General features: G+C 65.4%; 22 protein-coding genes. 11 read left to right on the plus strand and 11 right to left on the minus strand.

What is annotated here, in order from left to right; translation table 11 throughout:
* The first annotated feature begins 370 nt into the window (after nucleotides 1-370).
* From AKI39_RS22775 to AKI39_RS22785, 4 genes are read left to right on the plus strand one after another with little or no spacing between them, the layout of a single operon-like run.
* Nucleotides 371-706: a BlaI/MecI/CopY family transcriptional regulator gene (locus tag AKI39_RS22775; RefSeq protein WP_066641210.1), complete on the plus strand. Its 336-nt coding sequence runs from the start codon at nucleotides 371-373 to the stop codon at nucleotides 704-706.
* On the plus strand, nucleotides 703-858 hold the full coding sequence (locus AKI39_RS25805) for a hypothetical protein (RefSeq protein WP_158515205.1): 156 nt from the start codon (nucleotides 703-705) through the stop codon (nucleotides 856-858). The genes AKI39_RS22775 and AKI39_RS25805 overlap by 4 nt, the downstream gene beginning before the upstream one ends.
* Nucleotides 851-1,954, plus strand: a complete 1,104-nt coding sequence (locus AKI39_RS22780) for a serine hydrolase (RefSeq protein WP_066641212.1) — start codon at nucleotides 851-853, stop codon at nucleotides 1,952-1,954. The genes AKI39_RS25805 and AKI39_RS22780 overlap by 8 nt, the downstream gene beginning before the upstream one ends.
* Complete coding sequence (locus tag AKI39_RS22785) at nucleotides 1,954-2,631, plus strand: DNA-3-methyladenine glycosylase I (RefSeq protein ID WP_076879739.1); 678 nt, start codon at nucleotides 1,954-1,956, stop codon at nucleotides 2,629-2,631. The genes AKI39_RS22780 and AKI39_RS22785 overlap by 1 nt, the downstream gene beginning before the upstream one ends.
* Before the next feature lie 17 nt (nucleotides 2,632-2,648).
* Here the strand turns inward: AKI39_RS22785 and AKI39_RS22790 are convergent, their stop codons facing one another.
* Both AKI39_RS22790 and AKI39_RS22795 read right to left on the minus strand, forming a co-directional pair.
* The gene (locus AKI39_RS22790) at nucleotides 2,649-3,455 is read right to left on the minus strand and encodes an aspartate dehydrogenase (protein ID WP_066641213.1); all 807 of its coding nucleotides are present in this window, start codon (nucleotides 3,453-3,455) and stop codon (nucleotides 2,649-2,651) included.
* Nucleotides 3,452-4,504 carry a cation diffusion facilitator family transporter gene (locus tag AKI39_RS22795; protein WP_083229006.1) on the minus strand — a complete coding sequence of 351 codons (1,053 nt, stop codon included), beginning with the start codon at nucleotides 4,502-4,504 and terminating at the stop codon, nucleotides 3,452-3,454. The genes AKI39_RS22790 and AKI39_RS22795 overlap by 4 nt, the downstream gene beginning before the upstream one ends.
* Nucleotides 4,505-5,431: 927 nt before the next feature.
* On the opposite strand from AKI39_RS22795, the gene AKI39_RS22805 reads away from it, so the two are divergent.
* Nucleotides 5,432-7,222, plus strand: coding sequence for a hypothetical protein (locus AKI39_RS22805; RefSeq protein ID WP_145925357.1), 1,791 nt, complete (start codon nucleotides 5,432-5,434; stop codon nucleotides 7,220-7,222).
* A 34-nt stretch (nucleotides 7,223-7,256) separates the two neighbouring features.
* Here the strand turns inward: AKI39_RS22805 and AKI39_RS22810 are convergent, their stop codons facing one another.
* Nucleotides 7,257-8,180, minus strand: a complete 924-nt coding sequence (locus AKI39_RS22810) for a LysR family transcriptional regulator (RefSeq protein ID WP_066641217.1) — start codon at nucleotides 8,178-8,180, stop codon at nucleotides 7,257-7,259.
* Nucleotides 8,181-8,277: 97 nt separating this feature from the next.
* Between AKI39_RS22810 and AKI39_RS22815 the strand changes: the two genes are divergently transcribed.
* Together AKI39_RS22815 and AKI39_RS22820 are read left to right on the plus strand one after the other, a co-directional pair.
* Nucleotides 8,278-9,342 carry a tartrate dehydrogenase gene (locus AKI39_RS22815; RefSeq protein WP_066641219.1) on the plus strand — a complete coding sequence of 355 codons (1,065 nt, stop codon included), beginning with the start codon at nucleotides 8,278-8,280 and terminating at the stop codon, nucleotides 9,340-9,342.
* Between the two features lie 70 nt (nucleotides 9,343-9,412).
* A complete protein-coding gene (locus tag AKI39_RS22820) occupies nucleotides 9,413-10,381 on the plus strand; it encodes a tripartite tricarboxylate transporter substrate binding protein (protein WP_066641221.1) in 969 nt (322 codons plus the stop codon).
* A 26-nt stretch (nucleotides 10,382-10,407) separates the two neighbouring features.
* Here AKI39_RS22820 and AKI39_RS22825 read toward each other — a convergent pair whose 3' ends face one another.
* The 4 genes from AKI39_RS22825 to AKI39_RS22840 form a co-directional block, all read right to left on the minus strand.
* Nucleotides 10,408-11,424, minus strand: a complete 1,017-nt coding sequence (locus tag AKI39_RS22825; RefSeq protein ID WP_066641223.1) for a 2Fe-2S iron-sulfur cluster-binding protein — start codon at nucleotides 11,422-11,424, stop codon at nucleotides 10,408-10,410.
* Between the two features lie 16 nt (nucleotides 11,425-11,440).
* Nucleotides 11,441-11,920, minus strand: a complete 480-nt coding sequence (locus AKI39_RS22830) for a GlcG/HbpS family heme-binding protein (RefSeq protein WP_066641225.1) — start codon at nucleotides 11,918-11,920, stop codon at nucleotides 11,441-11,443.
* A 53-nt stretch (nucleotides 11,921-11,973) separates the two neighbouring features.
* Nucleotides 11,974-13,434 carry an aldehyde dehydrogenase family protein gene (locus AKI39_RS22835; protein ID WP_066641227.1) on the minus strand — a complete coding sequence of 487 codons (1,461 nt, stop codon included), beginning with the start codon at nucleotides 13,432-13,434 and terminating at the stop codon, nucleotides 11,974-11,976.
* Nucleotides 13,435-13,577: 143 nt separating this feature from the next.
* Nucleotides 13,578-15,113 (minus strand): hypothetical protein, encoded by a 1,536-nt coding sequence (locus AKI39_RS22840; protein WP_066641228.1) that lies wholly within the window; start codon nucleotides 15,111-15,113, stop codon nucleotides 13,578-13,580.
* A gap of 275 nt (nucleotides 15,114-15,388) precedes the next feature.
* Between AKI39_RS22840 and AKI39_RS22845 the strand changes: the two genes are divergently transcribed.
* The gene (locus AKI39_RS22845; RefSeq protein WP_066641229.1) at nucleotides 15,389-16,114 is read left to right on the plus strand and encodes a GntR family transcriptional regulator; all 726 of its coding nucleotides are present in this window, start codon (nucleotides 15,389-15,391) and stop codon (nucleotides 16,112-16,114) included.
* A 59-nt stretch (nucleotides 16,115-16,173) separates the two neighbouring features.
* On the opposite strand, the gene AKI39_RS22850 is transcribed toward AKI39_RS22845, so the two are convergent.
* Genes AKI39_RS22850 through AKI39_RS22865 form a run of 4 tightly spaced genes read right to left on the minus strand, consistent with a single transcriptional unit; the run spans nucleotide 16,174 to nucleotide 17,896 of the window.
* The gene (locus AKI39_RS22850; RefSeq protein WP_066643648.1) at nucleotides 16,174-16,476 is read right to left on the minus strand and encodes a 2Fe-2S iron-sulfur cluster-binding protein; all 303 of its coding nucleotides are present in this window, start codon (nucleotides 16,474-16,476) and stop codon (nucleotides 16,174-16,176) included.
* Nucleotides 16,477-16,529: 53 nt separating this feature from the next.
* Entirely contained in the window at nucleotides 16,530-16,850 is a 321-nt protein-coding gene (locus AKI39_RS22855; RefSeq protein WP_066641230.1) for a hypothetical protein, read from the minus strand.
* Nucleotides 16,847-17,149: a 2Fe-2S iron-sulfur cluster-binding protein gene (locus tag AKI39_RS22860; RefSeq protein WP_066641232.1), complete on the minus strand. Its 303-nt coding sequence runs from the start codon at nucleotides 17,147-17,149 to the stop codon at nucleotides 16,847-16,849. Before AKI39_RS22860 ends, AKI39_RS22855 begins: the two co-directional genes overlap by 4 nt.
* Before the next feature lie 15 nt (nucleotides 17,150-17,164).
* Nucleotides 17,165-17,896, minus strand: a complete 732-nt coding sequence (locus AKI39_RS22865; protein ID WP_066641234.1) for a TenA family transcriptional regulator — start codon at nucleotides 17,894-17,896, stop codon at nucleotides 17,165-17,167.
* Between the two features lie 285 nt (nucleotides 17,897-18,181).
* Here AKI39_RS22865 and AKI39_RS22870 point away from each other — a divergent pair, with 285 nt between their 5' ends.
* From AKI39_RS22870 to AKI39_RS22880, 3 genes are all read left to right on the plus strand, one after another.
* Complete coding sequence (locus AKI39_RS22870) at nucleotides 18,182-18,418, plus strand: hypothetical protein (protein WP_066641236.1); 237 nt, start codon at nucleotides 18,182-18,184, stop codon at nucleotides 18,416-18,418.
* Between the two features lie 120 nt (nucleotides 18,419-18,538).
* Nucleotides 18,539-18,946: a hypothetical protein gene (locus tag AKI39_RS22875; protein WP_066641238.1), complete on the plus strand. Its 408-nt coding sequence runs from the start codon at nucleotides 18,539-18,541 to the stop codon at nucleotides 18,944-18,946.
* A gap of 118 nt (nucleotides 18,947-19,064) precedes the next feature.
* The gene (locus tag AKI39_RS22880; protein ID WP_066641240.1) at nucleotides 19,065-19,325 is read left to right on the plus strand and encodes a DUF1488 family protein; all 261 of its coding nucleotides are present in this window, start codon (nucleotides 19,065-19,067) and stop codon (nucleotides 19,323-19,325) included.
* The last annotated feature ends 298 nt before the right edge of the window (nucleotides 19,326-19,623 follow it).

Consider the following 19,623-nt stretch of genomic DNA (forward strand, 5'->3'; position numbering starts at 1 on the left):
GCGGCAAATGCATTGATTTGTCCGTTCACACCATCGTCATTATGAAGCGCAGGCCGGACGCCGGGTTCCTCGAAACGAGGCACCACGGAATGGGAGATGGACGTAACAGCCATGGGTAAGCTCCTCATCACACGGCCACATTGGCCGCGAACGATACGTGCCCCATGAGGTCAGGCGTGCTCCAGGGCTAGAAGGCCGTCCTGACGGGAACCATTGCGTCCGTAGACCCCGCCTAAATGGCTTAGCCGCCCCCGCTCAAGTAGACATTTCTTTCTAGAAAAAGTATTCTACGCGGCAATTTTGTTCTAGCGCCCTTTGCCCAGTGACCGGTACCGCCCCTTCCGCCAAGCCTACCCCCGCCGAACTCCATGTGTTGCAGGCGCTATGGGCGCTCGGCCCCGCGACCGTGAAACAGGCGCACCAGGCCATGCAGGCGGAACGGCCGGATCTGACCTATGCCACGGTTCTGCGTCAGATGCAGATCATGCATGCCAAGGGTCTGCTCAAGCGCGATGAAAGCGAACGGTCGCACGTCTACGCGCCGATGCAGACCCAGAACGCGCTGCAAAGCAAGCTGTTGAAAGACGTTATCCAGAAAGTCTTCTCCGGTTCCGGCAAGGCGCTGGTGCTGGCCGCGTTGCGCGCGCATGTCACGCGCGAAGAGCGCGCCGAGATCGAACAATTCCTTCAAGCGGAAAGGCCATGAGCAGCCGTGCCTTCGGAAAGATCGCGAAGAGCCGGGCGGCGATGGAGGTTTTCCGTTCCCACAACATCAAGAGGACGCTCTTGGCGGCGCGCGGTATCGCGCCGCCGCATGGCGTTCTCTACCCATGGCCTCTTTTACCCGACCATGCCTGATTTCTTTTTCCCATTGCGCGCGCTCGTGCGCCGCGTGTCGACCGGCCTGATACTGGGCGGCGCCGCCGCGACCTTCGTGGCGCTGCCCACGGCGGCACATGCCGGCACGGCCGATACGCCGCAGACCGCCAAGAAGGCCGGTGCCAAGAAGGCCGCCGCCAACAAGAAAACCAGCAAGATCATCTATCGCTCGCGCTCGCGCGCTACGTCGGCGCCGCGCCACCACGGTGCGACGCACGCCGCCGTGGCAACGCGCACCGCGCTGGAGCTAGACCCCTACGCCACCCGCCCGTATTCGCCCGACGGCAGCACGCTGCGTTCCGAAGTCGCGTATATGGTGGACGAGAGTACCGGCTTGCCGCTGGTGGACAAGAACGCTGACGACATCGTGCCCATTGCGTCGATCACCAAGCTGATGACGGCGATGGTGGTGCTGGATTCCGGGGCGTCGCTGGCCGAACCGATCCGCGTCACGGACGAAGACCAGGACTTCGAAAAGCACACCGGGTCGCGCCTGCGGGTCGGCGCGGTCCTGTCGCGCGAAGACATGCTGCACATCGCCCTGATGGCCTCGGAAAACCGCGCGGCCGCGGCACTGTCACGCTACTACCCCGGTGGGCGGCCCGCATTCATCGCGGCGATGAACCAGAAGGCACAGGCGCTGGGCATGACCAACACGCATTTCGAGAACCCCGCAGGGCTGTCGAAGTACAACGTATCGACCGCGCGCGATCTGGTGAAGATGGTGGAAGCCGCCGCGCACTACCCCATGATCCGCTTGTATTCGACCGACCAGAACTATACGGTGAACACGGGCAAGGGCGTGCTGGATTACCACAGCACCAATATCCTGTTGGGCAAGCCGGATTGGGATATCGGCGTGCAGAAGACGGGCTTCATCAACGAAGCGGGCATCTGCCTGGTGATGCAGGCCACCATCGAGAACCGGCCTGTCGTCATGGTGCTGTTGCATTCCAATCGCCGGCACGCCGACTTCATGGATGCCGAGCATCTGCGCACCGCGATGTTGAACAACGCGTTCCCGACGGCCGGCATGCAGCGCAATTACGCCAACGCTGACGCACATCCGATGTAATGGATCAACGCGTAAACCGCACGGTTCGTAAAAAGGGGGAAACCCCCGCGGCGAAACGGCCATCGTCCAAGGCGATCGCGGCCGACAGCGGCCTGACCGTGGGCGTGGACGGCCTGGCCCGCCCGCCGTGGGCCGCGGTGGATCCCCTGCTGCAGGCCTACTACGACACCGAGTGGGGCATGCCGGTGCGCGACGAGCACGGGATGTTCGAGCGGCTGGTGCTGGAAGGCTTCCAGTCGGGCTTGTCCTGGGCGACGATCCTGCGCAAGCGGGAGGCCTTCCGTGCGGCCTTCCATCGCTTCGATCCGGACAAGGTGGCGGCCTACACCGCCGCCGACGTCGAGCGGCTGCTGGCCGACGCGGGCATCGTGCGTAATCGGGCCAAGATACTGGCGACCATCAACAATGCGGCCGCCACGATCAGGCTGCGGGATGACGGCGGGCTGGTGGATTTCATCTGGTCCTTCCAGCCGGCGCAAACGCCAGCCCCACGCACCCTGACGGAGATCCCGACGATATCGGAAGCCTCCATTGCGCTGAGCAAGGCCTTGCGCAAGCGCGGCTTCGCTTTCGTCGGTCCCACGACCATGCACGCGCTCATGGAAGCCACGGGGATAATCGATACCCACCTTGTCGGCAGCCACCGCCGCGGGGCCTCCGGCGTCTGGCCGGCATAGGCCCGCCGCGGCGACGATCAGGTTCCCAGGCGCAACGGCGCGGTCAGCTTGCGTAGCGCCGCCAACACGCTTTGGGCGGTGATGCGCCCGGTCTTGGGGTTCTCCGACGGGATATTCTGGATTTCCATCGAAAACGTCGCCGCGTCGGAATCGACCTCCACGCGGTGGAGGTTGCGTTGCAGCGTCGGATCGGCCCAGATTTCCAGCGTGGTCTTGTCCGGCCCGATACCGGCCAGCGAGACGCTGACCGCGACGTTCAGGTTGGCGGGAAAACCGATGGCCGCCTCGCGCGGGGAACCGCGGAAGATCAGCGTGGGTTCGGTGATATCGGAAATATCGATGTTGTTGGCCGCCAGATAGGGCGCGCCGAGCAGGCCCCGCACGGGCTTGCGGGTGATCATGGTCACCGAATGGATCTTGCCTTCCGCGGCCGCGGTCAGGGCATCCAGGCCGAGGATGGCCCCCGACGGAATCACGATCTGCCCGCCGCTCGCGCGCGCCGCGTCGATCAGTTCCGGATGGGACAGCAAGGCGCCCGAACTGAGCACCACGGCCTTCTTGCCCGCGCGCAGCATGGGCCCGATGGCGTCCGCGAAGACCGCCGCCGGCGCGCATTCGACGACGACATCGCACAGCGGCTCCAGGCCGTCCAGCGTGGTGACTACCGGCGGCTTGCCTTGCCAGGAGGCGGAGGCGTGCCGGGATGGATCGCGTACCGCGATGGCGGCCAGGGTCATGCCGGGCACCGCGCCCACATCCACCGATTTGGCCACCGATTGTCCGATGGCGCCGAAGCCCGCGATACCGATACGTATTCCGCTCATGAACGTCCTTGTCCAGACGCGGGGCCGTCGCAATCGTGCGCGCCTGCCGCGTTCTCATTGCAGTGGTCAGGATCCTCGACCTGCACCGTCACATGGGAGATATCGAAGCGCTGCGCGACCCGCTGCCGTACCGCCTGGATGACGTCGCGCGCGGCGACGCCCTCTTCGGGAACGACATGCAAGGTCAGCATATGCTGCTCCGCTGTGATCGACCAGGCATGGATATGGTGCGCCACGCGCACCACCGCGACATTCTGCTCCAGATCGGCCTTGATTGCATCCGGCTCCAGGCCCGGCGGCGCCCCTTCCAGCAGGATGTGGCCGGTGGACCGGACCAGCCGCCAGGCGCTTCTCAATACGATCAGGGCCACGAAAATCGACAGTATCGGGTCGATCGGCGTCCAGTCGGTCAGCATGATGACTACCGCGGCCACGATCGCGGCCACGGATCCCAGCATGTCGCCCAGCACGTGCAGCAGTGCGCTGCGCATATTCAGATTGCCCTGGGTGCCGCCCGTCAAGACGAGGAAGGCCACGATATTGGCCGCCAGCCCGGCGATCGCGATGGCCAGCATGGTGCCGGCCATGACATCGACAGGACTCCAGAAGCGCTGGACGGCTTCCACCGCGATCCAGATCGCGATGGCGAACAGGGCCAGCCCATTGACGAACGCGGCCAGGATTTCCAGGCGTCGATATCCATAGGACATGCGGGGCGTCGCCGCACGCCGGCCGACCCGCAATGCGACCAGGCTGAAACCCAGCGCGGCCGCATCGCTGACCATATGACCCGCATCCGCCAGCAGGGCCAGCGAACCCGACACCACGCCGCCGACGACCTCGACGACCATGAATAGCACGATGATCAGCAGCGCCCAGGCCAACCGGCGCTCGTCGGTGGCGCCGGCCGCATGACTGTGTCCGGAATCTCCATGGCCCGGGTGGCTGCGGCCGGGGTGACCGTGGCCGGGACGGCCCGCGGCGGCGTGGCCGCGATGATCGCGATCGCGCGGGTGGGTCTTTTCTTCGGCATCACGGGCGTGCGGCATCGGAGACTTTTGGATGGAGGCGATGGCGCCGAATATACCGCCGGCTGTGCGCGCACGCCCTCCGGATGGGCCGCGCGCGCAGCCCGCGCCCCGGGCACATCGGCACGCGAGGGACGGCATGCCATCATGAGTTTCATTGATTACGCGTAAATCGTCCTTATCCGAGACCCCAAGGCACGAACCCACGCAGTGGCAGACGTAACCGATCCGGGTGATCCCATCATGGCTTCACCCCGGCCACACCGCTTCGGCGGCGCCGGAATCCAGCAACATTCGGAGCCCTCGAACATGACAGTGCCCCAAACCGCGGCCGTGGCCGCGACCGCCTATCCCAACGTCGACCAAGAAACCGCGAATACCCCTCCACCCACCGGGAAGCTTGGCGATCACAGCTTCGAGCCGCAGGACATCGGCGATAGCGGCCGCGCCGCCATATCGCCCAAGCCCGGTATGCCCCCACGAAAGCTCACGCTTGTAGCCGGCCAGCAAGTGGCGACCGGGGCCAATCGCAGCCGCACGGAGTCCACCCCCCCCACGCCGGATTCCGGCCTGCCCCCGACCTCGTCCAAAGGCTCTCTCTTTGGATCCCGGGCGGACGACCTCGATCGCATGCGCGACACCGCTGCGCCGATCTCGCCCGCGGGCCGACCGCCTGAGTTCAACGCCTTGTCCCGCGCGCGTTCGCACAGCCTTACGCCGCTGGTGGATGCCGATTCCCTGCGTCGGGCCGGCGCGAATCCGGCCGACGACGCAAGGTCGGTAGACTCATACGATCGGAATCCATTCGACGATGCGTCCTCCGTGGGCTATGCCGTAGTGCTCCCGTCTCGCCAGAGTGCCCGGCCGCTCCTGGATGAAACCGGTCAACCACCGGCTGCCGCCATTACGCAGCAACGTGCAACCGCCCCGCCCCGGCCCGTTCCAGCGGTGCGGACCAAGCGCGCGCCCGCCGAGGTGCCGGTATCCCCGCCCCCTGTGCGCCAGCAGGCCGCCGTCATCGCCCGCGCCGAGCAGCATCCGGATGTCGAGGCCGCCCTCCACGCCCTGCGGGACGCCGTGACCCAAGCCGCGCCGCGCACGCCGGAAGCATCCCGAAAAACAACCCGCTATACCGGCGCCCGACCGCTGCAAAACATTGCGCGCGCACAACGCCATTCCAAGGACGTCCTGCATCAGCGCGCCATGGGTTTCTACAAGGCCGCGATCGCGCTGTCCCGCGATCCCAATGGCGCCGCGTCGCAGAAAAACGCCGCCATCATGCTGGCCGCCCTGGCCCAGCGTGCCGAGGCCGAAGGCTACGAGGCCGTGGAAAAGGATCTGGTCAAGCGTGTAATGACGCCCCTGCTGCACAGCCTGTCCCTCGAAGCACTGTGCCAATTGGCACGCCTGAATGATCGTGACGACGGCCTGGGCGACCAAATCCTGCACGACGCCGGCAAGCTGTTGGGTACGGACAAGCCGCCCCAAACGGCCGATGGGGCACAGGCCCGCCGACAATCGAACGTGGCATCGGCGCTGCTGGGCCTGTTGGCTGAATTGAGCCGCGAACATGCGCGCGCCGCGTCATGGGACGGTCAAGTCGCGGCGGCGCTGGAGGCGGCCCGTAACGGCCAGCATCAGCGCCTGGACGCGGCACTGCGTGAAATGTGGCAGGGCGACCTGTTGGCAGGGGACATCGGCACGCCGCGCAGCCAGCGCCTGAAGGAGCTGGTCGAACGGCTGGCGCCGGACCAGCAAGACGCGCTGGCCCGGATGCTGGGCACGGACGGCGCCGTTGATGCCGCCACGATCAACTTCAACGATTTCACGCTACGTCACCTGGGGGAATTCGAAACCGATCCCACCATGCACCGCCAGATGCTGGGTTTCATCGAGCACCTGCGCGCCGCCAGCCGGGCAACGCTGCACGCCGGCACGAACGCCTTCGCGCCCGCGGGCCAACCCGTCCCACAAAGCGGCGCGGATGCTTCCGTGTTTCCGGCGCGCATCACGCCACCCGCCACCTTGGGATCGACGTTCCGACGGCTGCGCCAGAGCGTCGCGTCGACATTCCGACGCAAGGCCACCACGCGGGACGCCGCCAAGACCGAGATCAACAAGGCGGTACTGCAACTGATCGCCGGAGGTCGCCTTGATGCCACCCACGTCCAAGCGCTGCAGTCCGTCAACGATAAGCTGGCGGACAAGCTGGGGCGGTCCAAGGGCACGACCTTTCAGGGTGTACTGGTCCAGGAGGCACTCAGCCGTCTGAGCCCGGACCAGCTGGGCCAGCTTCGCGCCAGCCTAACGGCGGCGCGCAACGATCCGCATGTGTCGACGGGACAGGACACCGGTGTGAAGGCGTTCTACCGGATGCTTGAGACACGACTGGATAGGGAGGCGCACATTCGCCGCGGCGCGGCAGCCCTGAACGAAGTCCTGGCCGCCCTGCAGCAGCCACGCCACCCGGAAAAGTTGGTAACCGCCCTGGACCTGCTGGCCGACGTGCACGTCCAGGCGCCCCCGCAGCAGAGCGAACTGGACTACTACGCGGATGCACTGGGCCGCCTGGGCGACACGGCAAGGGCAACCCTGCAAAAACGCTTGAAGGGACGCGAGGACATCCAGCGCCATATGCGAGGCATCCGTGACGAACTGATCCATGAGCCGGCGGCGTGGCTGCAATACCGGCACGGCCAGCTCAATACCCTGTCGGTGGCCGCCCGCACCAAGGTGTAGTTCCACACCCTGGCGCGGAAAGGGTAGGCAGGGGCTACCAGATGCCCTTACCACCCGCGGCCGCACGGCGTTTCGATTGAAACGCCGCGACCAGGAAATCCACGAACACGCGCACCTTGGCCGATAGATGGTGGCGTGTCGGAAAAACCGCATAGATGTCGGCGGGCGGCAGCCGATAATCCTCCAGCACCAGCTGCAAGCGCCCGCTACGCAAGTAGCGGGCAAGATCCCATTCCGCGCGCTGCAGAATGCCCAGGCCGGCCATGGCCCAGGTCAAGGTCACTTCGCCGTCGTTGCTGCTCAAGCTACCCTTGACCTTCACCGTCTGTATCTCGCGGCCCTTGGCAAAGCGCCAGACGCCATACGCCGATTCATTCTGGCGCAGGACGATGCATTGATGGCGCAACAGGTCGCGCGGCGTCTTCGGTATGCCATGGGCCTTCAGATAACCCGGTGACGCGCACACCAGGCGCCGATTCGGCGCGATCCTGCGTGCGATCAGCCGCGTGTCCGGCATTTCACCGAAGCGTATGCAGACGTCGAAGGCGTCCTCCACGAAGCTGGCGGGCGTGTCGCTCAAATGCAGCTGCACGGCCGTTTCCGGATGCGCCTGCGAAAACGCCGCGATGACGGGCGCGATATAGGTACGGCCAAAGCCCAAGGGCGCATTCACCTTCAGCAAGCCCAGCGGGCGCACGCCGCTGCTCGCCACCAGTTCATCCAGCTCTTCGATCTCGCCCAGGATGCGGCGGGCATGCTCGAGGTAAAGCTCCCCTTCCGCGGTCAGGCTGATCCGCCGCGTGGTTCGATTGAGCAGGCGCACCCCCAGGCGGGCTTCCAGCTGCCGCAGGCGCTTGCTGACTGCCGCCGTGGTCACGGCCATCTCGCGGGCCGCGCCGGTCAGGCTGCCCGCCTTGACCAGCTCCACCAGGAGGACCAGTTCGTTGGAATGACCCATTATTAACCTGTAGGAAAAAGCGGTTTGAATTATGCCGCGTTTGCCCAGCGGCGTCCGAGCCCATATTTGGCCCGTGCAAATCAGCAGAGGAGCCATCATGCGCCAATACAGCATCGCCGCCATACCGGGAGACGGCATCGGCTCGGAGGTCATCGCGGCCGGGCTGGAAGTCCTGCAAGCGCTTGCGTCCGCCGACGGGAATTTCGGGCTTCGCATCGAGCATTTCCCCTGGAGTTCGGCGTACTACCTGGAACACGGTTATTACATTCCACCCGATGGCCTGGCGCGGCTCAAGCAGTTCGACGCCATTTTTTTCGGCGCCGTGGGCGCGCGTGAAGTGCCCGACCATGTCTCCCTGTGGGGACTGCGCCTGCCCATCGCGCAGGGCTTCGACCAATACGCCAATGTGCGGCCCGCGCGCGTGCTGCCGGGCGTACGCAGCCCGCTGGCCGACGGCAAGGACATCGACTGGGTCATCATCCGCGAGAACTCCGAGGGCGAATACGCCGGCAACGGCGGCCGCGCGCATCGCGGCCTGCCGATAGAAGTGGGCACCGAAACCGCCGTGTTTACCCGTGCGGGCGTGGAGCGCATCCACCGCTTCGCGTTCGCGCTGGCGCGCAGCCGGCCACGCCGCCACCTGACCCTGGTGACCAAGTCGAATGCGCAGCGCTTCGGCATGGTGATGTGGGACGAGATCTTCTACGAAGTGGCGCGGGACTTCCCGGATGTCACGACGGACCGGGAACTGGTGGACGCGGTCACCACGCGCATGGTGCTCAAGCCCGCCACCCTGGACGTGGTCGTTGCGACCAACCTGCATGCCGACATCCTGTCGGACCTGGCGGCCGCCCTGTCGGGCAGCCTGGGCATCGCACCGACGGCCAACCTGAACCCCGAGCGCACCTTTCCGTCCATGTTCGAGCCCATCCATGGCTCTGCCTTCGACATCACGGGCAAGGGAATCGCCAACCCCATCGCCACGTTCTGGACCGCCGCGATGATGCTGGACCACCTGGGCGAACCGGACGCGGCGGCACGGCTGATGAAGGCCATCGAAAGCGTCACCGCGGCGCGCGTCTTTACCCCCGACCTGGGCGGCAACGCCACCACGGCCGAGGTCACCCGGGCCGTGCTCACGGCGTTGGCCGAAGCGGCTTGACGCACGGCGCCATCGCCCAAGGCCGGAAAACCATAAATACCGGTCCGCCCCCACCCTAGAGGAGACAACGATGCCTGACATCCTGCGTGCATGGGCCGCCGCGGCGGCCCTGTGCCTGGCCGGTGCCGCCACGGCGGCGCCGTCCTATCCCGACAAGCCGATCCGCCTTATCGTGCCCTTCCCGGCGGGCGGCACCACGGACATCCTGGCCCGCACCGTGGGCCAACGCCTGACCATGGCCTGGGGCCAACCGGTCATCATCGAGAACCGTCCCGGCGCGGGAGCGACCATCGGCGCGGACGTCGTGGCAAAGGCGCGTCCGGACGGCTATACGCTCCTGATGGCCGCCGTGCACCACACCATCGCCGCCACCTACTACAAGCAACTGCCCTACGACCTGCGCAAGGACCTGGCGCCGGTATCGGTGGTGGCCATCGTGCCCAACGTACTGGTGGTACGCCCGGACCTGCCCGTGTCCAACGTCCAGGAACTGATCGCGTACGCCAAGGCCAACCCCGGCAAACTGACCTACGCATCCAACGGCGCCGGCACGGCGCACAACCTGATCGGCGAGCAATTCAAGAGCATGACCGGTACGGACATCATGCACATCCCCTACAAGGGCAGCGCGCCGGCATTGACGGACCTGATGGGCGGGCGGGTCACGATGATGTTCGATACCGTGTCGTCCTGCCTGCCCTACGTCAAGGCCGGCAAGCTGAAGGCATTGGCGGTGGCCACGTCCGCGCGCTCCAGCGTGCTGCCCGACGTGCCGACGCTTTCCGAGGCGGGCCTGAAGGGCTTCGATATTGCCTCATGGTTTGGCGTGATGGCGCCCGCGGGCACGCCGCGAGCGATCGTCGACAAGCTGAGCGCGCAGATCGACAAGGACCTGGCCGACCCGGAAGTGCGCAAGGTATTGCTGCCCATCGGAGCCGAGCCGGTGGGCGGCACGCCGCAGGCCATGCAGACCCGTATCGATACAGAGGTCCGCAGCTACGGCGAGCTCATGAAGCGCGCCGGCATGCAGGAACAATAGGACGGATAAGGACAGGCAAGACCGAATCAGCCTGCCGTGACGGCTTGCTGGAAGGTGAAGCTATCCGCGTAGATATGGTCCATGCTGGCGCCCAAGGTGGCGAAAACCGCCTTGGCCTCGGCGACCATGTCCGGGGACCCGCAAACGTAGATCGCGTGTTCGGACAAGTCGTCGTAGTCTTGCGCGACCGCGTCCTGCACATGGCCGCGCCGTCCTTGCCATGAGGGACCGGCCCGCGACAGCACGGGCACGAATTCGAATTCATACAGGCGGTCCTTCCAGCTTTCGATGACGTCCCGCATATACAAGTCCGCCTCCGTGCGCATCCCCCAGTAAAGCCTGACGGGCGGACAATCGGGATCGTCCAGGAGGGATTCCAGGATGGCCTTGATGGGCGCCAGCCCAGTGCCGGTCGCCACCATCAGCAACGGCCGGTAGTCCTCCGGGTGGTAGCAGAAGGTGCCCAGCGGCGCCTCGATGTGCAGCGGCATGCCGGGCGCCGCCTGGGCCAGCACGGTATCGGTAAAGCGGCCGCCCGGTATGCGGCGGATATGAAGCTCGATTTCCGTACCGTTGGCGCGCGGTGGCGACGCCATGGAGAAACTGCGCGCACTGCCATCGGGCAACAGGACGTTCATATACTGGCCGGGCCGGTATTCCGGAAGACTGCCCTCCGGCAGCGCCAGGGTCACATGGACCACGTCGTTGCAGGGCTGATGAATGCGCGCCAGGGATGCCGTGGCGCGCACCGGCTCGGCAAGCAGGGGCCCGCGCGCCGGAATGGCCACGACCAGGTCGGACAGCGGCCTGGCCTGGCAGGCCAGTGCATAGCCCTGCGCATGCTCGGCTTCGCTCAGGGCGAGGGGGAATTCCTCGTACCCGACGGTGCCCTCCATCAGCTTGACCCGGCATGTGCCGCAGCCGCCGAAGGTGCATTCATGCGGCATCGCCACGCCGGCGCGGCCGGCCGCATCTAGGATGGACTCGCCCTCCTCCACCGTGAAGGCGTGCGCGGATTCGAGCAGGATGACGCGATGGGCCATGGCGGCCTCCAGAAAGCTATTTCTTGATGTCGGCGGCGACCACCACCTTCATGCCTTTGTCCGCCAGCAGATCCGCCAGCGCCTGCAGGGCCGCCACGCCCGCCGCGGTGTCCTGCTCGCCGTTGCCGCCGCTCAGGCCGACCCCGCCGACGACTTCGTCATTCACCACGATCGGAAAACCGCCGACGAACACCGCGAACTTGCCGTCGAAGCTCCATTGAATGCCGAAGGCTTCGTTGCCCGGCAGCGCGGGGCCATTGGGCGGCGTGTTGAACAGATGCGTGGAGCGCTTGTGGCCCGCGGCGGTAAACGCCTTGTTCCAGGCGATCTGCGGCCCGGTGATGCGTGCGCCGTTCATCCGCTCCATGGCGATGGGATAGCCGCCGTCGTCCACGACACACACGGTTTCCAGTACGCCGATGTCACGCGACTTGGCGATCGCGGCCGCGATCATCGCGCGTGCCTCTTCCAGCTCGAGCCTGTATACCTGTTTCATGCCTTGGTCCTGCCTGTATGTAGTCCAATGGGAGAACTGACGCGGCCCGCGCCCTAGCCGGCGCGATACACCGTCTTGATCTGGGTGTAGAACTCCAGACCTACCCGGCCGGATTCGCGGAAGGTGGATGTGCTGGACCGCTTCAATCCGCCGAACGGCGCATTGATGAGGTTGCCGGTGGTGGTGCGGTTGATCTTGACGGTGCCGGCCTGGATGTCCTTGGCGAATCGGTGCGCATGGCCGGCATTAGTGGTCGCGATGGCGGCCGACAAGCCGTATTCCGTGTCGTTGGCCTGGGCGATGGCGTCTTCATAGCCGTCCACCTCGATAATGGCGATGACCGGGCCGAAGATCTCTTCGCGGGCAATGCGCATTTGCTGCGTCACATCGGTGAAGATGGCGGGCGAGACGTAGTAGCCCTTGGCCAGCGCGCCATCCTGCAGGCGCTCGCCGCCATACAGGTGCGTGGCCTCGCTTTTGCCCACCGCGATATACGACAGTACATTGTCCAGCTGGCGCGCCGTGGCGAGCGGCCCCAGGTCGCAGCCCGGCTCCAGGCCGCTGCCTATCTTCATCGTCTTCACCCGGGCCAGCAGCTTGTCGGTATACGCGGCCTTGACGCGACGGTCCACCAGCACGCGGCTGGTGCCGGTGCAGGCCTGCCCCGTCAACGAGAATCCGCCCTTGATGGTCAGGTCGACCGCCTTGTCCAGGTCCGCGTCGGCCAGCACGATCAGGGGATTCTTGCCGCCAAGCTCCATCTGGGTCCGGGTCGTGATCCCGACCGAGCGGTGGATGTGTTCTCCCGCGGCGGTGGAACCGGTAAAGGAGATCGCCTTGACCTGTGGCGCCTGCGTAATGGCGGCGCCCACCGCGGACGCGGATCCTGCGAGGAAGTTCAGCACGCCGTCCGGGATGCCGGCCTCGACGAAGGCCTCGGTCAGGCGGTAGCCGCTGAGCGGCGCGTCCGACGACGGCTTGAACACCACGGTATTGCCCATGATCAAGGCGGGGGCGATCTTGCGCGCGGGGATGGAAACCGGGAAGTTCCACGGCGAAATCACCGTCACCACGCCCAGGGGCTCCAGCTGGCTGTAGACGACCATGTCGGGATCATCGTTGGGAAAGGTCTCGCCGGTGAAGGACTGTCCTTCGGCCGCATAGAAGCGCAGCGTCTGCGCGGAACGCAGGATTTCGTCGCGGCTCAGGCTGATCGCCTTGCCTTCTTCGCGCGTCAGCTCTTCCGCGAACTGGGCCACATGCGCTTCCAGGTAGTCCGCCGCGCGGTACAGCACCTGGGCTCGCCGGCTGATGGGCATGGCCTTCCACTGGGCGAATGCCTCTTGCGCCGCGGCCACCGCGGCGTGGGCGTCGGCCGCTTCGGACGCCGGGAAATTCCCGACGATGTCGTCGGTGTTGGCCGGATTGATATTGGGCACGGTACGCCCGCTCTCGCAGGGCGACCATTTGCCGGCGATGTAATTCGTGAATTCGCGATTTTTCAGGTCTTCCACGGACGGCGCCTTTGGATGAGAGAGGGACGGCCGGCCTGGCAATGCAGGCATCGGGGCGTATTGCACATTGTATACTTTAATCTGTTGTGTGCACGTGCGCGTGTCCTAGGGAATACGCGCACGGCGCCGGCGCCCCGCCTCGCTCACTGCCAGATGAGGATCGCGCAGATCGTGGAGATGAACAGCGCGAGCACCACCGGCAGCAGGAGCGCGCGCACCATTTCCAGGACATGCACACGGGCAAAGCCCGCCACGGCGATCAACGACGACCAGGCGATCAGGGTGCCGCCGCCGGTCCATACCGCGCCCATCTGGCCGACGGCGGCCAGGGTGGCGGGGTCGATACCCACGACGGGCCCAAGCGCGCCGGACAGCGTGCCGGTCAAGGGCAGCCCGGCAAAGCCGGAACCGTCGATGCCGGTCACCATGCCGACGATCAGGACGCCGAAGGCCACCAGGAAATGATTGGAGGGAATCAGCTGCTGCGCCGAAGCGATGATCTCGAAAAGCAGCCCCGGCGCCTGGGCGCTATCCATGCCCAGGATCTGGGCCGCCGTATCGTGGGCGCCGATGAAGAAGAAGCCCGCGATGGGTAGCACCGAGCCCATGGCCTTGAAGGCGAACACGAAGCCGTCGGTAATGTGATCGGGACAGACGTCCAGCATCCGGCGCGGCCCTTCGGCCGCCAGCGTCACCAGCATCATCAGCGCCACCGCCACGCCACCCACCAAGGCCGCCGCGTCGCCGCCGCGCAGCGCCGGCAGGCCGGGCCATACGCGCGGCAGGACCATGATCGCGATCACGCCCAGGAAGGCCAGCGGCGTAATCACGGCAAAAGCGCGCGACCACCGGATGCGGCGCGCTTCCTCGGGCGTGGCCGCGGTGCGCGGCGGCGTGGCCGGCGGCTCGTCATAACTGGTGCCGCGCGCGATCTCCGCCTTGTCGAAGCTGCCTTCCGATTCGATCGCCGCCAGCGAGCCGTCCTGCGCCCGCGCCTGCCAGGCGCCGAGCAAAGCGGCGCTGCCCGGCACGATATGGCGGCGGATCATGAAGTACGCGACCACCAGCGCGATGCCGCCGGTAATCAGCGACAGCACGAGCGCCCGGTCCGCCACGGTGGCTGCGCTGACTGCCGCCCCCGCGGCCTTGGCGCTGATCCCGGGCGCGACGCCGATAACGTAATCCGACGACAAGGCCATGCCCTGGCCTGCGATCGCGATGGCCATGGCGCCGGCCAGCGGCGGCAAGCCGGCCGCGATCGCCGCCGGCAGCAGGATGGCGGACACCAGCGGTACCGCTGGGGTGGGCCAGAAGAACAGCGAGATCACATACGTGCAGGCCGCGATGATGAAGTACGAGACGTGGCCGCCGCGCATGATCCGCCGCATCGGTTGCACCATGCGTACGTCGGCCTGGATGGACTTCAGCGCATTGAGCAGCGCGGTCATGAACGTGATGACGAGGAAGATGTTGAACAATTCCTTCGCCGCGACGAAGCTGGCCGAAAAGATCCCGATCAGTGCGCTGATCGGGCTGCCCGTGATGGCAAGGATCACCAGAAAGGTGCCGATCACGGACGGCACCACGACATTGGCCCGCAGGATCATCGTCAGGATGATCGCCGCCACGCTGAGCAGGTAAACCCAATGCGAGGCATTGAGAATGACGTCCGTATGCATCACCACATCCCCTTGCTGCCACGCGGCAGTCCATTGTCGAGATGGACGGTATACTATATGGCGAAATTACCGCCGCCAACGGCAATATGGCGCTCCTAGGGAATACGATAGGGGGCGGGCGCTGTATCTGGCACACGCGCAGTCCGCCGCGGGCATTGCAATATTTGGATATCGTATACATACCCATGCGATAGACGGGATGCTGCCGGCTTAAGCAAGCAAGAGGGGGTAATACAATGACACCGGAGACAAACGTTCGTACGCACAACGCCGCCATGCCCACATCCAACCATCCATCGCCGGCAGCCAATGACCCTGCGCCGCTCGCGGCGCGGCCGCTGAAAATCGGCGAACAACACCCGCAGCTATTCGCCGTCGTGCGCGACAAGCTGCGGGAACGCATATTGAGCGGCGAGTTCACGCCGGGCGATCGCCTGGTGGAAGGCCGCCTGTCCGACGAAATGGGGGTATCGCGCATTCCGGTGCGCGAGGCTTTGCGCGCGCTGGCCGCCGAAGGCCTGGTCACCATCGAACCACGGCGCGGCGCATCCGTGTCGGTCCTGTCCAACGATGTGGCCAACGACATGATAGAAGTCCGCGCCACGCTGGAAGGCTTGAACGCGAAGCTCGCGGCGCAGCGCCGCGACCAGGCCACGGTCGCGCGCCTGCAGGCCTTCCTGGACGACGGCAATACCGCCGCGCGGGCGGACAGCCTGGAACGCTTTCTGGCGCTGAATTCCGAATTCCACGAAATGCTCGCGACGATCGCCGGCAATGTGGTGCTGACCGACCTGATGCGTTCCCTGCGCGATCGCACTGCCCTGCTCTTCGCGCCCAGCAATATGCGGCGCGCCAAGCAGAACTGGGACGAGCACGCCCAAATCCTGAATGCCGTCATCGCGGGCAACGGCGACCTGGCCGCCCTGCTCGCCAGCCAGCATGTCCACAACGCGGCCAAGGCCTACGCCGACGCGCAGCAATCCAAATCCGCGGCGGGCTAACGCGGCTCCGGCGCCTTATCCACGCGCGCGGCGCGATGACGGACGGCCTGCGCCGCCGCTCAAGGCGACTTGTCCGCGCGGATTTGCCAGGACACCTTGATATCGCCATTGACGAAGGTCTGGCAAGCCATCCGGTAGCCTTTCTCGAAATCCTCCGGCTTAAGGTGGCGCCGCTCCTTGGGCTTGACCGCGTCAGTGTTCTCCAGCCCTTCCTCGATCAGGCATTTGCAAGTGCCGCAAAGCCCCCCGCCACACTTGAACGGAATACCGCCCTTTTCCTTCAGCGAGACGCGCAGGAGGTTGCTGTTCGGCGGGGCGGAAACCACTTTGCCGCCATTGGTGAGAAACGTGATTTCGACCATAATGAAAGACGGATTGAACGGCAGCGGGATGCCGGGGGATAGGTAAGCCACGCTCAGCGACGGACCAGGGTCGCCTCGAGCGTGCCGAAATTCGCCAGTTGGCCGACGGCGCGGCGCGCGTCCGGCAGGGACGCGAACTGCTCCATGACGCGTACCGGCACCAGGTTCTCGATATGCGGCGGGGCATCTTCCACGATGCGCACCTTGGCGCCCGGCACCACCCTGGCAATCTGGAACACGGCCTTCGTCCTGCCGTAGAACACGTAGTCGTAGGTCTCCACGATCTCCACGTCGGTAGTGGGCTCGCTGCGGTACAGGCCGGGCTTGCTGGTCAGCACCACGTAGGCGGGGATACCGTCCGGCTTATTGCTCATGCCTCGCCGTCGTCCTGGGCCAGCTCGATGTCGGCGGTCAGCCAAAGCTGGCAGGCCAGCCGGTAGCCCTGGTCGATACGATCGCCCAACTGCTTTTTTTCCTTCCAGTTGACCGGCGGCAGGTGCTCCCCGCCTGCCAGCACCCGGCACGCGCACTTGGCGCACTTGCCCATGCCGCACTCGTAACGCAGGTGCGGGTAGGGAAAGCGCTTGATGCCCGCCCGCACGACCAGGTTGGCGTTGTCCTGGACGACGTCCGTATAGGTCTGGCCGCCTTTGTGGAAAACGACAGTGGGCATGGCGGATTGCGACCCTCAGGCCGCCATTTTCAGTTCGGGCAGCGGAATGTCCTTCTGCACGTAGTCGGTGTACAGCGCCGTGGTGTACAGCAGGCGCATCTGCGCGCCGATCTCGCAGATCTTCAGGCAGCGTTGCTGCAGATCGGGCGTATTGGCGTGTTCCAGCACGATCTGGTAGCCGCGCTCGCCGTGAATTTCATCGGAGACGATATGCAGGTCGAAGAATTCCACTTCCTCGTCCGTAAACCCGTACTTTTCCCTCAGCGTGGGTGTCTGCTTGCGATAGATGGACGGCACCTGCGATTCCAGGCCGACGACCAGTCCGGCGACCGCGACGATGGGGTCTTCACGCATGGCCACGGCGTAGCACCAGCTTTGCAGCGCGCGGGTCGTGGGCGACATATTGTCGGGATTCGTCACCCGTTCCCGGGTCGTGCCGCAGGCTTCGGCAAAGCGGATCAACAGATCGGTATGGCGATCACCGCCGATCTCTTCTTCGTACATGTTCGCGAGCAGGAAGTCCTTGGCCTCGGTGTAGGCGTCCGGCGTACGGGCGTACAGATAGCCGAGGTAGTCCGCGAAGGGGCCCACATAGTGATAGTGGTTTTCCGCCCAGCGGCACAGGTGTTCGCGGCTCAGTTTCCCGCTGGCCCAGGCGATGCTGAAGGGTGATGCATTCGCGCTCTTGCCTTTGATGGCGTTTTCCAAGGCGGTGCGGAATTCGTCTCGACTCATGAGTTCTGCCATGGCGGGCTCCTGATTCACGGTGGGGAACAGGCGTGCGCAGAGAGCGACGCCTTTTGCACATTGTATACCGTTTGGCAGTCGCGTCTTCTAGGGTAAACGCGTATCACCCCAAGAAGCCCCGTGCTCTTCCGCAATGGCGACAGTTCAGCTCATCCATTTTTGAATACTGGATACGGAAGGCCCCTGCTTTTTCGGATAGGCGGCCAGAAAAAGCGCTCTCGCCGTTGAGCCCCAAGTCACGCTCGCGCTATAATTTTCCCAACGATTACGCAATCAGTATTTTCCATGACCCGCACTCATACCACCGACACTCCGCTTCACGCTTACCTGGCCACCCCCGTCGGCGAACAGGTGTGCATCCATCTGGACCGCCGCGCCGCGATTCGCCGTGCTGTCCCCTTGCTCCCCCGTCGCCTCGCTGACCTGCTGGCCCTGTGGCACCGCCCCGGCGCAACGACCGACGCCATGACCGGCTGCGATCGCGCCGGCCGCGGCGAGCGCCTGGCATCCCAGACCAAATAAAGAAAGGCGCAACAAAAAGCGGCATCCGCCGCGGCCCTGGAGGCCGCGACTTCGGCGACATCCCGGGGCGGCATGGCGCTTGCTCCTTGCGGTATTCCCTCAACCGGCAAGGAGAACCACATGAAGCTACGCCGTATCACCCCCGCCCTGACGCTGGCCGCACTGCTCGCCGCGGGTGGCGCGTATGCGCAATCATCGGCGCCGACGACGCCCTCCACTACCCCCAACGATACGACGGCCACGCCGCCGAACAATCCCAAGGTCCCGCCCGGCACGGCTTCTCCGCCCGTGAATTCGACGGCCACGCCGCAGTCCAACACCGGCAAGGGCACCACGACGCACAAGAACGGCATGCGGCACGAGGGCTCGCACACCAAGAACAAGAGCAGCACCACCCATCGCTCCGGCTCGAGCACCTCGGGCACCTCGGACAACACGGGCAATTCGAGCACGATGGGAACGGACAGCTCCACGTCCGGCTCCCCGCAGCCGTCCAAGTCGGTTCCGGCGACCGGCTCCGGCAAGTAAGACGGCCCTCCCGGCCGGCGCCCGCCGGCCGGCGTTTCATCGTTCTGCGAACGCCCGGAGCCCGCCCCAACGCAGCTTTGCCGGCAACGGGGTGTGCTTCGCGCATGGAGAAACGAGCATGGGGACGTTTGCCCACAAGACCCACGCGCGCGTCGAAGACGACGTGATCGTGTTTTCCCTCTCCCGCAATGGAGAGGAACGCCAGTTCGAGATTTCCGGAGACGCCCTGCGCGAATATTTCGGCGCCGAGGATAATTCCGGCAGCGCGCTATTGCGCGCGTTCGAACGCGGTTGCGACAAAATCCAGGCCGTGGCCTGCGCTGCTTTCAATACGCCGACCGACGGCGTGACGGCCCTGGGTACCGGCGATTTCGACTAGTGAGCGCCACCCCGCCGTACCGGCCCCGCTGATTCGGGCCGGCGCGGCGGGTTCTTTACGGCGACGCGTCCCGGCGCTCAACGCCGCGCGACTACACCGTCCCGCTCGCATAATCGGGCCATCCGCGCTCCATTATTTCCGGGCCATGACGAAGAATATGCACCCGGCGCCACGCCGCAGCTCGCAAAAAATTATTTCAGCTTTGACAGGCAGCCGGCCCAATCCATAGGGACATTGTGCAAAAATCGCGCTGTCACATCGCATTCCGCCCCACCCTTGGAGCCAGAGGCAATCCCAC

The sequence above is a fragment of the Bordetella sp. H567 genome, assembly GCF_001704295.1.
In the GTDB taxonomy this organism is placed as follows: domain Bacteria; phylum Pseudomonadota; class Gammaproteobacteria; order Burkholderiales; family Burkholderiaceae_B; genus Bordetella_C.

Coding starts and splice junctions, on each gene's coding strand:
- AKI39_RS25805 (WP_158515205.1), top strand. CDS start 703: ATGAGCAGCCGTGCCTTCGGAAAGATCGCGAAGAGCCGGGCGGCGATG.
- AKI39_RS22780 (WP_066641212.1), top strand. CDS start 851: ATGCCTGATTTCTTTTTCCCATTGCGCGCGCTCGTGCGCCGCGTGTCG.
- AKI39_RS22785 (WP_076879739.1), top strand. CDS start 1,954: ATGGATCAACGCGTAAACCGCACGGTTCGTAAAAAGGGGGAAACCCCC.
- AKI39_RS22790 (WP_066641213.1), bottom strand. CDS start 3,455: ATGAGCGGAATACGTATCGGTATCGCGGGCTTCGGCGCCATCGGACAA.
- AKI39_RS22795 (WP_083229006.1), bottom strand. CDS start 4,504: ATGCCGCACGCCCGTGATGCCGAAGAAAAGACCCACCCGCGCGATCGC.
- AKI39_RS22810 (WP_066641217.1), bottom strand. CDS start 8,180: ATGGGTCATTCCAACGAACTGGTCCTCCTGGTGGAGCTGGTCAAGGCG.
- AKI39_RS22815 (WP_066641219.1), top strand. CDS start 8,278: ATGCGCCAATACAGCATCGCCGCCATACCGGGAGACGGCATCGGCTCG.
- AKI39_RS22820 (WP_066641221.1), top strand. CDS start 9,413: ATGCCTGACATCCTGCGTGCATGGGCCGCCGCGGCGGCCCTGTGCCTG.
- AKI39_RS22825 (WP_066641223.1), bottom strand. CDS start 11,424: ATGGCCCATCGCGTCATCCTGCTCGAATCCGCGCACGCCTTCACGGTG.
- AKI39_RS22830 (WP_066641225.1), bottom strand. CDS start 11,920: ATGAAACAGGTATACAGGCTCGAGCTGGAAGAGGCACGCGCGATGATC.
- AKI39_RS22840 (WP_066641228.1), bottom strand. CDS start 15,113: ATGCATACGGACGTCATTCTCAATGCCTCGCATTGGGTTTACCTGCTC.
- AKI39_RS22845 (WP_066641229.1), top strand. CDS start 15,389: ATGCCCACATCCAACCATCCATCGCCGGCAGCCAATGACCCTGCGCCG.
- AKI39_RS22850 (WP_066643648.1), bottom strand. CDS start 16,476: ATGGTCGAAATCACGTTTCTCACCAATGGCGGCAAAGTGGTTTCCGCC.
- AKI39_RS22855 (WP_066641230.1), bottom strand. CDS start 16,850: ATGAGCAATAAGCCGGACGGTATCCCCGCCTACGTGGTGCTGACCAGC.
- AKI39_RS22860 (WP_066641232.1), bottom strand. CDS start 17,149: ATGCCCACTGTCGTTTTCCACAAAGGCGGCCAGACCTATACGGACGTC.
- AKI39_RS22865 (WP_066641234.1), bottom strand. CDS start 17,896: ATGGCAGAACTCATGAGTCGAGACGAATTCCGCACCGCCTTGGAAAAC.
- AKI39_RS22870 (WP_066641236.1), top strand. CDS start 18,182: ATGACCCGCACTCATACCACCGACACTCCGCTTCACGCTTACCTGGCC.
- AKI39_RS22875 (WP_066641238.1), top strand. CDS start 18,539: ATGAAGCTACGCCGTATCACCCCCGCCCTGACGCTGGCCGCACTGCTC.
- AKI39_RS22880 (WP_066641240.1), top strand. CDS start 19,065: ATGGGGACGTTTGCCCACAAGACCCACGCGCGCGTCGAAGACGACGTG.